Below are 15,420 nucleotides of genomic sequence, written 5' to 3' on the forward strand. Positions count from 1 at the left end.
GACGGTTTCGACGGCGGCGATGCGCGCGGCGAAAACCGCCGATCGCGTGCTCGTCCGGGATCCCGGCCTGCCGGAGGCCCAGGGCCTCTATGATCCCCGCCACGAGAAGGATGCCTGCGGCGTCGGCTTCATCGCCGACATGAAGAACCGCAAGAGCCATGCGATCATCACGCAGGCCCTGCAGATCCTGCACAATCTCGACCATCGCGGAGCCGTCGGCGCCGACCCGAAGGCCGGCGACGGCTGCGGCATGCTGGTGCAGATCCCGCATGGCTTCCTCGCCGAGGAATGCGCCCGGCTCGGCTTCACCTTGCCCGAGCCCGGCCATTACGCCGTCGGCTTCTTCTTCCTGCCGCGCAGCGAGGAAGGCCGCACCCATGTCATGCGCGTGGTCGAGAAGGTCGTCGCCGACGAGGGGCTGCTGTTCCTGGGTTGGCGCGCCGTGCCGGTCGACAATTCGGGCCTGGGCGAGAGCGTGCTGCCGACCGAGCCGGTGCACATGCAGGCCTTCATCGGCCGCCACCCCAGCCTCGCCACCCGGGACGACTTCGAGCGGCGGCTGTTCATCACCCGCAAGGTGATCTCCAACACCGTCTACAACGACGTGGCGCGCCGGCCGATCACCGCCGGCTTCTATCCCGTGTCGATGTCGAGCCGCACCGTCACCTACAAGGGCATGCTGCTGGCCACCCAGCTCGGCGACTATTTCAAGGATCTGGCGGATCCGCGCTTCGAGAGCGCCCTGGCTCTCGTGCACCAGCGCTTCTCCACCAACACCTTCCCGTCCTGGACGCTGGCGCATCCCTATCGCATGGTCGCCCACAACGGCGAGATCAACACGCTGCGCGGCAACGTCAACTGGATGGCGGCGCGGCAGGCTTCCGTCGATTCCGACCTGTTCGAGAACGATATCGGCAAGCTCTGGCCGATCTCCTACGAGGGCCAGTCCGACACCGCCTGCTTCGACAATGCGCTCGAGTTCCTGGTGCAGGGCGGCTACTCGCTCAGCCATGCCATGATGATGCTGATCCCCGAGGCCTGGGCGGGCAATCCGCTGATGTCCGAGGAACGCCGCGCCTTCTACGAGTACCACGCCGCCCTGATGGAGCCCTGGGACGGGCCGGCTGCCGTCGTGTTCACCGACGGGCGCCAGATCGGCGCCACGCTCGACCGCAACGGCCTGAGGCCGGCGCGCTACCTCGTCACCCGCGACGGGTTGGTGGTGCTCGCCTCCGAGTTCGGCGTTCTGCCGATCCCGGAGAGCGAGATCGTGCAGAAGTGGCGCCTCCAGCCCGGCCGGATGCTGCTGATCGACCTGGAGGAGGGGCGCATCATCTCCGACGACGAGATGAAGGCCTCGCTCGCCAGCGCCCACCCCTACCGGGAGTGGCTGAAGCGCACCCAGATCGTGCTTGAGGATCTGAGGCCGGTGGAGGCGCGTGCCTCGCGCACCGACGTGTCGCTGCTCGATCGCCAGCAGGTGTTCGGCTACACCCAGGAGGACATCAGGATCCTGCTGCCGCCCATGGCCACCACCGGCCAGGAGGCGACGGGCTCCATGGGCACGGACACGCCGATCTCGGCGCTCTCCGACAAGTCCAAGCTGCTCTACACCTATTTCAAGCAGAACTTCGCCCAGGTCACCAACCCGCCGATCGATCCGATCCGCGAGGAGCTGGTGATGAGCCTGGTCTCCTTCATCGGCCCGCGCCCGAACCTGCTCGACCTGCTCGGCACCTCGCGGCGCAAGCGCCTGGAAGTGCGTCAGCCCATCCTCACCAACGAGGACCTGGAGAAGATCCGCTGCATCGGCCATGTCGAGGAGCGTTTCGACACCAAGACGCTCGACATGACCTATCCGGCCGTGCAGGGCGCCGAGGGCATGCGCGGCGCCCTCGACCGGCTCTGCGAGCGGGCCGAGGCGGCGGTGCACGGCGGCTACAACATCATCATCCTGTCCGACCGGCAGACCGGGCCGGACCGCATCCCGATCCCGGCTCTGCTGGCGACCGCGGCCGTGCACCACCACCTCATCCGCAAGGGCCTGCGCACCGCCGCCGGCCTGGTGGTCGAGACCGCCGAGGCGCGCGAGATCCACCATTTCTGCTGCCTCGCCGGCTATGGCGCCGAGGCGATCAACCCCTATCTCGCCTTCGAGACCCTCGCCAACCTGCACGCCTCGCTCGAGTTCCCCGAGGAGGTCGACGAGGACGAGGTGGTCAAGCGCTACATCAAGTCGATCGGCAAGGGCATCCTGAAGGTGATGTCCAAGATGGGCATCTCCACCTACCAGTCCTATTGCGGCGCCCAGATCTTCGACGCCGTCGGCCTGTCTTCGGCCTTCGTCAACGAGTTCTTCTTCGGCACCGCCACCATGATCGAAGGCGTCGGCCTTGCCGAGATCGCCGCCGAGACCGTGTCGCGCCACAAGGACGCCTTCGGCGACTCGCCCATCTACAGCGGCACGCTCGACGTCGGGGGCGAATATGCCTACCGCATCCGCGGCGAGGACCATGTCTGGACGCCGGACAGCGTCGCCACGCTGCAGCACGCCGTGCGCCACAACGCGCAGGACCGCTACCGCGCCTATGCCGCCGGGGTGAACGAGCAGAACGGCCGCCTGCAGACCATTCGCGGCCTGTTCCGCATCCGCACGGCGCAGGAGCGCGGCGTCGCCCCCGTGCCGCTGGAGGCGGTCGAGCCGGCGGCCGAGATCGTCAAGCGCTTCGTCACCGGCGCCATGTCCTTCGGCTCGATCTCGCGCGAGGCGCACGAGACGCTCGCCATCGCGATGAACGAGATCGGCGGCAAGTCCAACACCGGCGAGGGCGGCGAGGAAGCCGAGCGCTTCAAGCCGATGGCGGACGGCCGCTCCAAGCGCTCGGCCATCAAGCAGGTGGCCTCCGGCCGCTTCGGCGTCACGGCGGAATATCTGGTCAATTCCGACATGATGCAGATCAAGGTGGCCCAGGGCGCCAAGCCCGGCGAGGGCGGCCAGCTGCCCGGCCACAAGGTCGACGCGGTCATCGCCAAGGTGCGCCATTCCACCCCCGGCGTCGGCCTGATCTCGCCGCCGCCGCACCACGACATCTATTCGATCGAGGATCTGGCCCAGTTGATCTTCGACCTGAAGAACGTCAACCCGAAGGCCGAGGTCTCGGTCAAGCTGGTCTCGGAGGTCGGCGTCGGCACCGTCGCCGCCGGCGTCGCCAAGGCGCGCGCCGACCACATCACCGTGTCCGGCTTCGAGGGCGGCACCGGCGCTTCGCCACTGACCTCGATCAAGCACGCCGGCTCGCCCTGGGAGATCGGCCTGGCCGAGACGCAGCAGACGCTCGTGCTCAACCGCCTGCGCTCGCGCGTCGGCCTGCAGGTCGACGGCGGCCTGCGCACCGGCCGCGACGTCGTCATCGGCGCCCTGCTCGGGGCGGACGAATTCGGCTTCTCCACCGCGCCGCTGATCGCCGCCGGCTGCATCATGATGCGCAAGTGCCACCTCAACACCTGCCCGGTCGGCGTCGCCACCCAGGACCCGGTGCTGCGCAAGCGCTTCAAGGGCACGCCCGAGCACGTCATCAACTTCTTCTTCTTCGTCGCCGAGGAAGTGCGCGAGCTGATGGCCGAGATGGGCTTCTCCCGCCTCGACGAGATGATCGGCCGCTCCGAGCTGCTCGACAAGCGCGAGGCCATCAACCATTGGAAGGCCAAGGGCCTCGACTTCACGCGCATCTTCCACAAGCCCGACGTCTCCGCCTCGGTCGGCACCCGCCACACCGAGCGCCAGCACCATCCCATCGACGCGGTGCTCGACCGCCGGCTGATCGCCGAGGCGGCGCCGGCGCTCGACTACGGCCGCCCGACGGAGATCGCCGCCACGATCACCAATGTCGACCGCACCGCCGGCGCCATGCTCTCGGGCGAGGTCGCGATGCGCTACGGCCATGAGGGCCTGCCGGACGGCACCATCAAGGTGACGCTGACCGGCACGGCCGGGCAGAGCTTCGGCGCCTTCCTGGCCGCCGGCATCGAGATGACGCTGGTCGGCCAGGCCAACGACTATGTCGGCAAGGGCCTGTCGGGCGGGCGCCTGATCATCAAGCCGGCGCCCGACAGCCTCGCCGTTCCGGAAAAGTCGATCATCGTCGGCAACACCGTGCTCTACGGCGCCATCGCGGGCGAATGCTATTTCCGCGGCGTTGCCGGCGAGCGTTTCGCCGTGCGCAACTCGGGCGCAATCGCCGTGGTCGAGGGCGCCGGCGACCATGGCTGCGAATACATGACGGGCGGCGTCGTCGCCGTGCTCGGTCAGACCGGGCGCAACTTCGCCGCCGGCATGTCGGGCGGCGTCGCCTACGTCTTCGACGAGGACCAGAGCTTCAAGAAACGCTGCAACCTCTCCATGGTCGACCTTGAGCCCGTGGAGGAGGAAGAGGACCTGATGGAGCGCCTGCACCATCACGGCGGCGACCTGGAGTTCAAGGGGCGCATCGACGTCACCGACATGGGCCGGCACGACGAGGAGCGCCTGCGCCACATGATCGAGAACCATCTGCGCTACACCGGCTCCAGCGTGGCCAAGGCCATGCTGGAGGACTGGGCAAGCTACCGCACGCGCTTCGTCAAGGTGATGCCGGTCGAATATCGCCGGGCGCTGCGCGAGATGGAGAAGATGCGCACCCTGATGGCGGCGGAATGAGAGCGAGGTGATCCCGGCCTGCGCCTGGGCGCGGCCGGGATCGGGATGCGGACAACACGCCTCTTCCTGAAGGCGGTTCCGGTCGAGAGGCGCTGGCGCGCCCGGCCGGGATGACGAATGGGGTTGGACGAATGGGCAAGGCGACTGGCTTTCTCGAGATCGACCGGCAGGAGCAGAAGTATCTGCCGGCCTCCGATCGCATCCGCAATTTCCGCGAGTTCACGCTGCCGCTGGACGACAAGGACGTCGGCCGCCAGGCGGCGCGCTGCATGGACTGCGGCATCCCCTTCTGCCACGGGCCGACGGGATGCCCGGTGCACAACCAGATCCCGGACTGGAACGATCTCGTCTACCAGGAGGACTGGGAGGCGGCGGCCAAGAACCTGCATTCCACCAACAATTTCCCGGAGTTCACCGGCCGCATCTGTCCGGCGCCGTGCGAGGAGGCCTGCACGCTGAACCTCGAGGACGTGCCGGTGACGATCAAGACGATCGAGCAGTCGATCGCCGACAAGGCCTGGGCCATGGGCTGGACCCGGCCCGAGCCGCCGCAGCACAGGACCGGCAGGCGCGTCGCCATCGTCGGCTCCGGCCCGGCGGGCCTCGCCGCCGCCCAGCAGCTCGCCCGCGTCGGCCACGAGGTGCACGTCTATGAGCGCGAGCCGCGCGCCGGCGGCCTGCTGCGCTACGGCATCCCCGACTTCAAGATGGAGAAGCACCACATCGACCGGCGCGTGCGCCAGATGGAGGCGGAAGGCGTGACCTTCCATTACGGCGTCAATGTCGGCGTCACCATGCCCTTCGCCGAGCTGACGGCCGGCCACGATGCCGTGCTGCTGGCCGGCGGCGCCGAGGCGCCGCGCGATCCGGCCCTGCCGGGCATGGAGCTGGAAGGGGTGCACTACGCCATGCCCTATCTCGTCCAGCAGAACCGCCGCGTCGGCGGCGAGGACGCCGGCGATGCGGCGCCGATCCTGTCGACGGGCCGCCACGTGGTGGTGATCGGCGGCGGCGACACCGCCTCCGACTGCGTCGGCACCTCCTTCCGTCAGGGCGCCATCTCGGTGACCCAGCTCGACATCCGGCCGAGGCCCCCGGTCAAGGAGAACAAGCTGGCGGTCTGGCCCTATTGGCCGACCAAGATGCGCACTTCGTCCTCGCAGGCCGAAGGCGCCGAGCGCGAGTTCCAGGTGGCGACGCTGGGCATGGTCGGCAAGAACGGCCGCGTCGTCGGCGTCACCCTCGCCGAGGTCGACCTCAAGCGCGTGCCGATTCCCGGCACCGAGCGGGTGCTGCGCGCCGACGTCGTCTTCATCGCCCTCGGCTTTTCCGGTCCGGTGAAGGCCGGCATGCTGGAGCAGTCCGGCATCCGGCTCGACAAGCGCGGCAATGTCCAGGCCGACGACAGCGCTTACCGCACCTCGAACGAGAAGGTCTTCGCAGCCGGTGACATGCGCCGCGGCCAGTCCCTGGTCGTCTGGGCCATCCGCGAGGGCCGCCAGGCGGCGCGGGCGATCGACCTGTCGCTGATGGGTGCCACCACGCTGCCGCTGTAGGGGCGGAGGTCGGGCCGGGAAGCCACCGACACCGCCGGGCGGCGGTGGTCGCGCCAGGCCCGGAAGGGCTCCGTCCTGTCTTGCCGCCTGTGATGCTGGCGGTCGGCGCCTTCGCACGCCCCTCACCGCGTCGCCGGTCGGGGGCCGGCCGGCTGGCTCGAGGCCTTCGGCGGCGGCTCCTCGGCGCTGGGGCGCGGCCAGCGGAAGTCGTCGGCACGGCCCTCGCGCGCGGGCAGGGCCTCGCCGCGCACCAGCACCTTGGCCGCGGACGGGTCGGCGGCCGGCGAGAGCGGCGGGGCGGCAATGCGCGGCGCGCTCGATGCGACCTGCGAGGGAGCGGCCGGGGAGGCGCCGAGCAGTACGCCGTTGGTCGAGAGATCGGCCTGGTCCAAGGGCTGGACCGGGCCGAATTCCGGCTTTTCCGGTTCGGGCGCCTCGGCGGCGCCGCCGCCCTCCGGCGATGCGTTGGCGGCCGCGTCCTCCGGCGTGGCCGGCGCCAGGGCGGTGGACGCGGGTGTGGCGGCGAGCGGGGCCTGGCCGAGGGCGCGGCGCAGCTCGCGCTCGACATAATGGGCGGCGACCTGGGCGCCGGCTTTGGAGAAATGCACGCCGTCCCCGGCGCGCAGCTTGGCGACCTGGCCGTTCAGGTCCGGGCCGGACGCCGTGTACTCGCCGTCCTCGTCGACGAAGCTGTCCCAGACGTCGACATAGGTGGCGCCCGCCGCCTCGGCGCGCTCGCGATAGATCTCGTTGAACCAGACGACGTCGGCGTTGAGGCGCGGGCTGCGCATCGGCGGCAGGCCGACCCAGTAGGTCTTGATGTTCTTGGCCTTGAGCTGGGCGAGCAGCCCGTCGATGCGCTTGACGTAGGCGGCGCGCCATTCGTCGGAACGCGGCTCGAAGGCATCCTCGCCCTCGCGCAGCGGCTGGCGGTCATTGGCGCCGATCAGGATCACCACGGCGGCGATTTCCTCGCCGGAGGCAAGCAGCTTGGCCAGCTCCTTGTTCCAGTCGTAGTAGTCGTCGCGGACGATGCCGGAGGAAGACTTGGTCCGCGGCACCACGGCGATGTCGGGGCGGTCCTGCAACTGGATCGAAAGCCCGTCGGCGAGGAGCTCGGCGAGCGAATCGCCGACCACGTTGACGAACACCGAGGGCGGGATCTCCGGCTCCTTCGGTTCGGCCTGAGCCCTCTCCGGGGCCGGCGTCGCGAAGGGCGAGGCGCGCGGCTTCGGCCGCTTCGGCTTGACCGGGGCTGGGCGGGGGCGGATCGGCTCGGGGCGGACGACCTCGGGCTGCGGCCGCGGCGTCGGCCGGAACAGGAAGTCGAAAAGGCCCTGCGCCTGCGCCGGCGGGGCGCCGAGCAGCGCCTGGCCGAAAAGGAGCAGCAGGAGGGCAAGGACCGCACGCATCGCCTGCCAATATCACGCCGATCGCGGCGCGGCGATGGCGAGCCGGGCCGGACCGAGGTTGAATCTCGCAGCCCGGACCGCCCGGCCGGCGAGCGAGGCCCTACGGGATCGCCCCCATCCGCTTGAGCTGGGGCAGCGTGGCATAGCCGTCCGCCGTCAGGCCGACCGAGGCCTGCCAGCCGCGCATGGCCGCGCGCGTGCCGGGGCCGACCTTGCCGTCGATCTTGTCGATGGCAAAGCCCAGCGCCGCCAGGCGCTTCTGCATCGCCTCCAGCTGGGCGCGCGTCAGCGGCTTGTCGGCCGTCGGCCAGGATCCGGCGATCGGGCCGCCGCCGCGGAGGCGGTCGGCGAGGAGGCCGACTGTCAGGGTGTAGCTGTCGGAGATGTTGTAGCTCTTGATCGCCCAGTAGTTCTGCAGCGTCAGGAAGGCGGGGCCGCGGGCGCCGGCCGGCAGCAGTAGCCAGGCCTTGCCGCCCTTGGCCGGCAGGGGCTGGCCGTCGGCGCGCGCCAGGCCGAGCCTGGCCCAGGCGGCGACGGGCTGGCCCTCGTGCGCGGTGATGGCCGCGAAGTCGAAGCCCTCCGGCAGGCGGACTTCGTAGCCCCAGCGCTGCATCGCCTCCCAGTCATAGTGCTTGAGATAGGTGGCGATCGAGCCGAGCACGTCGGGCACGCTGCGCCAGATGTCGCGGTGGCCGTCGCCGTCCATGTCGACCGCATGCTTGAGGAAGCTGGACGGCATGAACTGGGTCTGGCCGAGGGCGCCGGCCCAGGATCCGGTCATGGCGCGCGGCGCCGTGTCGTGGGCCTCGAGGATCTGCAGGGCCGCGATCAGCTCGCCGCGGAAATAGTCCGGCCGCCGCGTCGTGCAGCAGGCCAGGGTGGCGAGCGAGCGGATGGTGTCGGACGAACCGCTGCCGCCGCCGAAATTGCTCTCCATCCCCCAGATGGCCAGGACGACGAAGCGATCGACCCCGGTGCCGGCCTCGATCTTGTCGAGCCAGGGCTGCCACTGTGCCGCCAGCCGCCGGCCTTGCGCCACCCGCGCCTCGGTGATGCGGCCGTTGACGTAGCTCCACATCGTCTGGTTGAACTCGGGTTGCGCCTTGGCGAGGCCGATCACCTTCGGATCCGGCGTCACGCCGGCGAAGGCGGCATCGAAGGTCGCGCGCTCGACGCCGGCCTTCTGCGCCTCGGGCCAGAGGCCGGCGACGAAGGCGGAGAAGCTGTCCGCCCGCGCCGGCCCGGCGAGGCTCAAGGCCGCCCCCAGGGCGAATGCCGCGAAAGCACGGAGGGATCGGGCGCGCCGCCGGCGAGGCGCGGAGACCGGGATTGGCGGCATTGCGTGGGGGTGGAGGGCGGAGCCCCGGCGTGGCGGCATCGGATCAGGTCCATTTCCCGGTGCTCCGGTATCCACCGGCATCTCGCTGTCTGCATGGCCGCTGCGGCGACCGCGCGGTTCGATTCACCGAAGTTTGTGATAAGAGACCCGTTCGTACAACGATCGAGAGAGACAGGGAATGCCGGCAGGACAGGCGATGCGCAGCACCGAGCCCTTGGATCCGGCGATCGCGTCGGCCCTTCGCACCATCGAGACGGAACGCCGCGGTCTCGACGGCCTGGCTGCCGCCCTGACCAACGGCCTGGGCGAGTCCTTCGCCGCCTGCATCGCCCGCGTCCAGGCGGCCAGGGGCCGCGTCATCGTCACCGGCATGGGCAAGTCCGGCCATGTCGGCCGCAAGATCGCCGCCACCCTGGCCTCCACCGGCACGCCGGCCTTCTTCGTCCATCCGGGCGAGGCCAGCCATGGCGACCTCGGCATGATCACCACCGACGACGTGGTCATGGCCCTGTCCTGGTCGGGCGAGACCAAGGAGCTCGGCGACCTCATCGACTATGCCAGCCGCTTCGGCGTCACCCTGATCGCCGTGACCTCCTCGCCCGAGTCGACCCTCGGCCGCGCCGCCGACATCTGCCTGACCCTGCCCCGCACCGAGGAGGCCTGCCCGCACGGCCTGGCGCCGACCACCTCGACGCTGATGCAGCTCGCCCTCGGCGACGCCCTCGCCGTGGCGCTCCTGGAGGCGCACGGCTTCACCGCCTCGCAGTTCAAGGTCTTCCACCCCGGCGGCAAGCTCGGGGCCGCGCTGAAGTTCGTGCGCGACGTCATGCATTCCGGCGAGGGCATGCCGGCCGTGCCGGCCGGCAGCGCCATGTCGGAGGCGATGCTGGTGATGTCGTCCAAGGGCCTGGGCTGCGTCGGCGTGGTGGATGCGGCCGGCGGCCTGCAGGGCATCATCACCGACGGCGACCTGCGTCGCCACATGTCGCATGACCTGATGATCCGCAACGTCGACGAGGTGATGACCCGCAAGCCCCTCACCATCCGCCCGGACGTGCTGGTGGGCGAGGCGCTCGAAGCCATGGAGACGCGCAAGATCACCGCCCTGTTCGTGGTGGAGGGCGCACGGCCGGTCGGCGTGGTCCACATGCACGACCTGCTGCGCATCGGCCTGATCTGACGGGCATGCGCCTCGCCGCCGAGACCCTTGCCTGCGAGCGCGGCGGCCGGAGCGTCTTCAAGGATGTCTCCTTCACGCTCGAAGCCGGAGCCATGCTGGCCGTGGTCGGCCGCAACGGCGCCGGCAAGTCGAGCCTGCTGCGCCTGGTGGCGGGGCTGGTGCCGAAGGCGGGCGGCACGCTGCGGCTCGAAGGCGCCGCCGCGGATCGGGCGGTCGGCGAGCACTGCCACTATGCCGGCCACGCCGACGCCCTCAAGCCCGCGCTCACGGCAGCCGAGAACCTCGGCTTCTGGGCGGATTTCTATGGCGAGCGCTGGCTCTCGTCCGACGAGGCGCTGGAGCGCCTGGCCATCCCGCATCTCGCCGACCTGCCTGCCGCCTATCTCTCCGCCGGCCAGAAGCGCCGCCTGACCCTGGCGCGGCTCTTCGTCTCGCGCCGGCCGGTCTGGCTGCTCGACGAGCCGACGTCGGCCCTGGATGCGGCCACGCAGCGCCTCCTGGCGGCGCATATGCGCGAGCATCTGGCGGACGGCGGCATGATCCTGGCCGCCACCCATGCCGATCTGGGGATCGCTGCGGCCGTCCTGGAGATCGGGGGATGAGAACCGCCCTCGGCGCCCTGTTCCTGCGCGAAGTGCGCCTGGCCGTGCGCGTCGGCGGCGGCGCCATGATGGGCGTGGTGTTCTTCCTGGCCGTGGTCACCGTCATCCCGTTCGGCGTCGGTCCCGACATGGCGCTGCTCGGCCGGATCGGCCCGGCCATCCTCTGGCTCGGGGCGCTGCTGGCGACGCTGCTCGGTCTCGACCGGCTGTTCCAGGCCGACCAGGAGGACGGCTCGCTCGACCTGATGCATCTTGCCGGCCAGCCGCTCGAGCTGGTGGTGGCGGTGAAGGTGGCGGCGCATTGGGTGGCGACGGGCCTGCCGCTGGTGGTGGCCGCGCCGGTGCTCGGTATCTTCGTCAACCTGCCCTTTGCCGGCGTCGGCGCGGTGACCCTGACGCTGCTCGCCGGCACGCCGGCCCTGACCTTTCTGGGCGCCATCGGCGCGGCGCTGACCGTGGCGCTGCGGCGCGGCGGCCTCCTCCTGTCGATCCTGATCCTGCCGCTGACCATCCCCGTGCTGGTCTTCGGCGTTGCCGCGGCCAATGCCGCGATCGTCGGCGCCGGGCCGTTCCTGCCGCCGTTCCTGATCCTGTGCGCGCTGACGCTGTTCGCCACGGTGGTCGGCGCCGTGGCCTCGGCCTGGGCGCTGCGCTTCGCGCTGGAATAGGCGGCGCGTGCCATCCCGCACTTTGCCGCACCGGCTTCGGCGACATTGTTTCGGCGCCTTCGCGGGATTAGAACAGCGCCATGTGGAAACTCGCCAATCCCACCCTCTTCCTGGCCGCCGTCGCCCGTGCCATGCCCTGGCTCGTCGGCGTCATCCTGGCCCTGTTCGCCGTCGGCATCGCCGGCACGGTGCTGTCGCCCGACGACTACCAGCAGGGCGCGACGGTCAAGATCATGTATATCCACGTGCCGTCCGCCTGGCTCTCCATGGCCGGCTGGATGGTGATGGCGGCCTCGGCCATCGGCACCCTGGTCTGGCGCCATCCGCTGGCGGAGGTGTCGATGAAGGCGGCGGCGCCGATCGGCGCGGCCTTCACCTTCGTCTGCCTGGTCACCGGCTCGCTCTGGGGCAAGCCCATGTGGGGAACCTGGTGGCAATGGGATGCGCGGATGACCTCCGTGCTCGTTCTCTTCATCATGTATCTGGGGGTCATCGCCCTCTGGCGCGCCGTCGACGATCCCGGCCGCGCCGCCAAGGCCTGCGCCGTGTTGGTGCTCGTCGGTGCCATCAACATCCCGATCATCAAGTTCTCGGTCGAGTGGTGGAACACGCTGCACCAGGGCGCCTCGGTGCTGCGCATGGACGGCTCGACCATCGACGGGTCCATGCTCTGGCCCCTCCTGGTCATGGGGCTCGCCTTCACATTGCTGTTCGCGGTGCTGCATCTCCTGGCCATGCGCAACGAGATCCTGCGCCGCCGCATCCGCACCATGCGCCTGATGGCGGCCACGGGCGCCCCCATGGCCGCCACGCCGGTGGAGGCCTGAGATGGTGCTCCTCGGCATGGATCTCGGCCCGCACTGGAGCTTCATCGTCGTCGCCTATGCGGTGATGATCCTGGTCGTCTCCGGGCTGGTCGCCTGGGTGATGATCGACCACCGCATCCAGTTGCGGACGCTGGACGAGCTGCAGGCGCGCGGCCTGCGCCGCCGCTCGAACCGGGGCGGCGAGAGAGCATGAGCGAGGCGGCCGACACGTCTGCGTCCCGGTCGAGCCGGCTGCGCTTCGTGCCGCTGGCGGTGTTCGCCGCGCTGGCCGCGGTCTTTGCATATGTCTTCTGGCTCGGTGGCGATCCGGGCAAGCTGCCCTCCGCCCTGATCGGCCGGCCGGCGCCCGACGGCGCCATGCCGCCGCTCGAGGGCCTGGTGGACGCCGGCGGCAAGCCCGTGCCCGGCCTGCCGGCCGGGGACCTCAAGGACGGCAAGGTCACCGTCGTCAACGTGTTCGCCTCCTGGTGCGCGCCTTGCCGCGAGGAGCATCCGGTGCTGGCGGCCTTCGCCGCCACCGGCAAGGCCCGGCTGGTCGGCATCAACTACAAGGACGATCCGGAGAACGCCCGCCGCTTCCTCGGCCAGCTCGGCAATCCCTATGCGGCGGTCGGCGTCGACGCCAAGGGGCGCGCGGCGATCGACTGGGGCGTCTACGGCGTGCCCGAGACCTTCGTCGTCGGCGGAGACGGCACCATCCGCTACAAGTTCGTCGGCCCGCTCACCGCCGAGACGCTGGAAACGGTGCTGCTGCCGGAGATCGACAAGGCGGCGGCGAATTAGGCGGATGCGGCGGCGCGCCGGGCGCGGCGGCGCCGGCAAAATTGCTCTACCGTGCCATAAGTGATTCGCCGGACCGATGGCATGGCCGTCAATGACCTCACCACTCCCCTGGGCGTCGAGGCCGCCGGACCCGTGCGGCCGCGGCTGCGCGTGCCGGTGCGGGCGATCCTCGGCGGCCTGGTCCTGGCTGTCGCGGCGGTGTTCCTGGTCTGGGTCGCCCTGGTCGACGACCCGCTCGGCGGCGAGCCGAAGGCGGTCGTGGCGATCGACATGACCATGCCGGCGGCGCCGAAGCCGGCCGAGGCGGCCGCCGACGCCGCGCCGGCGGCGCCGACCGACCCCGACGCCCGCGCCGCCTCCGCCGCCGACGTCGAGCAGCAGTCCGGCGTCGTCGTCGTGCGCGGCGGTGACGGCACGGCTCCGCCCTCGGTGATCGTGCGCGTGCCCGACCAGGCGAGCGGCGCGGTGCGGCTGGCCCCGCCCGATGCGGCGCTGACCGAGCGCGGCAAGCTCGGGCCGCTGCCCAGGATCGCCGCCGACGGCCGCCGCCCGGCGGACCTTTATGCCCGCCCGGTGGTGACGCCGCCGACGATCAAGGCCGCCAACCCGCCGCGCATCGCCATCCTGGTCGGCGGCATGGGCATCAGCCAGACCGGCACGGCCGAGGCGATCGCCAAGTTGCCGGGCGCCGTCACGCTCGCCTTCGCGCCCTATGGCTCCGATCTCGACCGCATCGTCCAGAGGGCGCGCGACGCCGGGCACGAGGTGATGCTGCAGGCGCCGATGGAGCCGTTCGACTACCCCGACAACGATCCCGGCCCGCAGACGCTGCTGGCCGCCGCGCCGGCCGACCAGAACCTGGAGCGCCTGCGCTGGCAGATGAGCCGCTTCGGCGGCTATGTCGGCATCACCAATTACATGGGCGGCAAGTTCACCGCTGCGGCCGAGGCCCTGACGCCGGTGCTGAAGGAGGTCGCCGCCCGCGGCCTGATCTACGCCGACGACGGCTCCTCGCCGCGCAGCCTCGCCGGCCGGATCGGGCCGACGCTCGGGCTCGCCGTGCCGCAGGCCGACATCGTCATCGACGCGACGCCGACGCCGCAGGCGATCGACGCTGCCCTCGCCAGGCTCGAGCAGGCCGCCCGCGACCAGGGCCGGGCCTTCGGCGTCGCCACTGGCCTGCCGATCACGATCGCCAGGCTGTCGGGCTGGGCCAGGGATCTCGAACGGCGCGGCGTATTGCTGGTGCCAGTCAGCGCTTTCTCCAGGAAATAGGCGATATGACCGATCGCAGCACCTTGCCTTACCGCCCCTGTGTCGGCGTCATGCTCTTGAACCGCGCCGGCCGGGTCTTCATCGGCCGCAGGCCGGGCGGCGGCGTCGAAGCAGGCCTGGAATGGCAGATGCCGCAAGGCGGCATCGACGAGGGCGAGGAGCCGCGCGCCGCCGCCCTGCGCGAGCTCTACGAGGAGACCAGCGTCACCAGCATCGCGCCGCTGGCCGAGGCGCCGCAATGGTTCTCCTACGACCTGCCGGCCGAGATGGTCGGCCGCGGCTGGACCCGGAAGTACCGCGGCCAGACCCAGAAATGGTTCGCGTTCCGCTTCGAGGGCGAGGAGAGCGAGATCGACATCGCCAGTCCCGGCGGCGGCGCTCACAAGCCCGAGTTCGACGCCTGGCGCTGGGAAGCGATGGAGCGGCTGCCCGAGTTGATCGTGCCGTTCAAGCGCGGCGTCTATCGCGAGGTCGTCGCCGCCTTCAGGCACCTGGCGCCGTGAGCGCGCTGCCCTACCGCCCCAATGTCGGTATCGCCCTGTTCAACCCGGCGGGGCTGGTCTTCGTCGGCCGGGCCGAGACGTCGGGGCCGGAATTGGTGGTGCCGGGCTTCGAATGGCAGTGCCCGCAGGGCGGCATCGACGAGGGCGAGGACATCGAGGCGGCGGCGCGGCGCGAATTGTGGGAGGAGACCAACATCCGCTCCGTCACGGTGCTGGCGGTGACGCCGGACTGGTGGGCCTACGACTTCCCGCCCTATGACGGGCCGCGGCACAAGCTCTCGCCCTTTCGCGGCCAGCGCCAGCGCTGGGCGGCGCTGCGCTTCGACGGCGACGTGCGTGAGATCGACGTGGTCCACCTGCCGACCGGCGAGCCCCAGGAACTGTTCGACTGGCGCTGGGAGCGACTGGATCGCCTGCCCGGGCTGGTCACGCCGCACAAGCGTGCGGTCTATGAGCGGATGGCGGTCGCCTTCGCCGCGTTCGGCTCCTAAAGCGTTTTGCGATTTGACGGAATCGCGTCAAGTCGCAAAGACGCGTCGAAACAAGAAGTTAGAGCAACGAGCGTTTCCACCAAAACGC

General features: G+C 70.5%; 13 protein-coding genes. 11 read left to right on the forward strand and 2 right to left on the reverse strand.

What is annotated here, in order from left to right:
* Positions 1-19 precede the first annotated feature (19 nt).
* Together gltB and AC27L4_RS16005 are read left to right on the forward strand one after the other, a co-directional pair.
* Positions 20-4,696, forward strand: coding sequence for a glutamate synthase large subunit (gene gltB / locus AC27L4_RS16000; protein WP_487143817.1), 4,677 nt, complete (start codon positions 20-22; stop codon positions 4,694-4,696).
* Positions 4,697-4,827: 131 nt separating this feature from the next.
* Positions 4,828-6,252, forward strand: coding sequence for a glutamate synthase subunit beta (locus tag AC27L4_RS16005; RefSeq protein WP_487143225.1), 1,425 nt, complete (start codon positions 4,828-4,830; stop codon positions 6,250-6,252).
* 122 nt (positions 6,253-6,374) lie between these two features.
* On the opposite strand, the gene AC27L4_RS16010 is transcribed toward AC27L4_RS16005, so the two are convergent.
* Positions 6,375-7,664, reverse strand: coding sequence for an SGNH/GDSL hydrolase family protein (locus tag AC27L4_RS16010; RefSeq protein WP_487143226.1), 1,290 nt, complete (start codon positions 7,662-7,664; stop codon positions 6,375-6,377).
* Positions 7,665-7,764: 100 nt separating this feature from the next.
* A complete protein-coding gene (locus AC27L4_RS16015; RefSeq protein ID WP_487143227.1) occupies positions 7,765-8,919 on the reverse strand; it encodes a lytic murein transglycosylase in 1,155 nt (384 codons plus the stop codon).
* A 280-nt stretch (positions 8,920-9,199) separates the two neighbouring features.
* Here AC27L4_RS16015 and AC27L4_RS16020 point away from each other — a divergent pair, with 280 nt between their 5' ends.
* From AC27L4_RS16020 to AC27L4_RS16060, 9 genes are all read left to right on the forward strand, one after another.
* The gene (locus AC27L4_RS16020; protein ID WP_487143228.1) at positions 9,200-10,183 is read left to right on the forward strand and encodes a KpsF/GutQ family sugar-phosphate isomerase; all 984 of its coding nucleotides are present in this window, start codon (positions 9,200-9,202) and stop codon (positions 10,181-10,183) included.
* A gap of 5 nt (positions 10,184-10,188) precedes the next feature.
* A complete protein-coding gene (gene ccmA / locus AC27L4_RS16025) occupies positions 10,189-10,785 on the forward strand; it encodes a heme ABC exporter ATP-binding protein CcmA (RefSeq protein WP_487143229.1) in 597 nt (198 codons plus the stop codon).
* Positions 10,782-11,453, forward strand: a complete 672-nt coding sequence (gene ccmB, locus AC27L4_RS16030; protein ID WP_487143230.1) for a heme exporter protein CcmB — start codon at positions 10,782-10,784, stop codon at positions 11,451-11,453. Before ccmA ends, ccmB begins: the two co-directional genes overlap by 4 nt.
* Before the next feature lie 80 nt (positions 11,454-11,533).
* Positions 11,534-12,280, forward strand: a complete 747-nt coding sequence (locus AC27L4_RS16035) for a heme ABC transporter permease (protein WP_487143231.1) — start codon at positions 11,534-11,536, stop codon at positions 12,278-12,280.
* A gap of 1 nt (position 12,281) precedes the next feature.
* Complete coding sequence (gene ccmD, locus AC27L4_RS16040) at positions 12,282-12,473, forward strand: heme exporter protein CcmD (RefSeq protein WP_487143232.1); 192 nt, start codon at positions 12,282-12,284, stop codon at positions 12,471-12,473.
* Entirely contained in the window at positions 12,470-13,063 is a 594-nt protein-coding gene (locus tag AC27L4_RS16045; RefSeq protein ID WP_487143233.1) for a DsbE family thiol:disulfide interchange protein, read from the forward strand. Before ccmD ends, AC27L4_RS16045 begins: the two co-directional genes overlap by 4 nt.
* An 81-nt stretch (positions 13,064-13,144) precedes the next feature.
* On the forward strand, positions 13,145-14,338 hold the full coding sequence (locus AC27L4_RS16050) for a divergent polysaccharide deacetylase family protein (RefSeq protein WP_487143234.1): 1,194 nt from the start codon (positions 13,145-13,147) through the stop codon (positions 14,336-14,338).
* Positions 14,339-14,343: 5 nt separating this feature from the next.
* Positions 14,344-14,841, forward strand: coding sequence for an RNA pyrophosphohydrolase (locus AC27L4_RS16055; protein ID WP_487143235.1), 498 nt, complete (start codon positions 14,344-14,346; stop codon positions 14,839-14,841).
* Positions 14,838-15,332, forward strand: a complete 495-nt coding sequence (locus AC27L4_RS16060; protein ID WP_487143236.1) for an RNA pyrophosphohydrolase — start codon at positions 14,838-14,840, stop codon at positions 15,330-15,332. Before AC27L4_RS16055 ends, AC27L4_RS16060 begins: the two co-directional genes overlap by 4 nt.
* Positions 15,333-15,420: the final 88 nt, after the last annotated feature.

This window comes from Labrys sp. Lb11 (assembly GCF_057554225.1).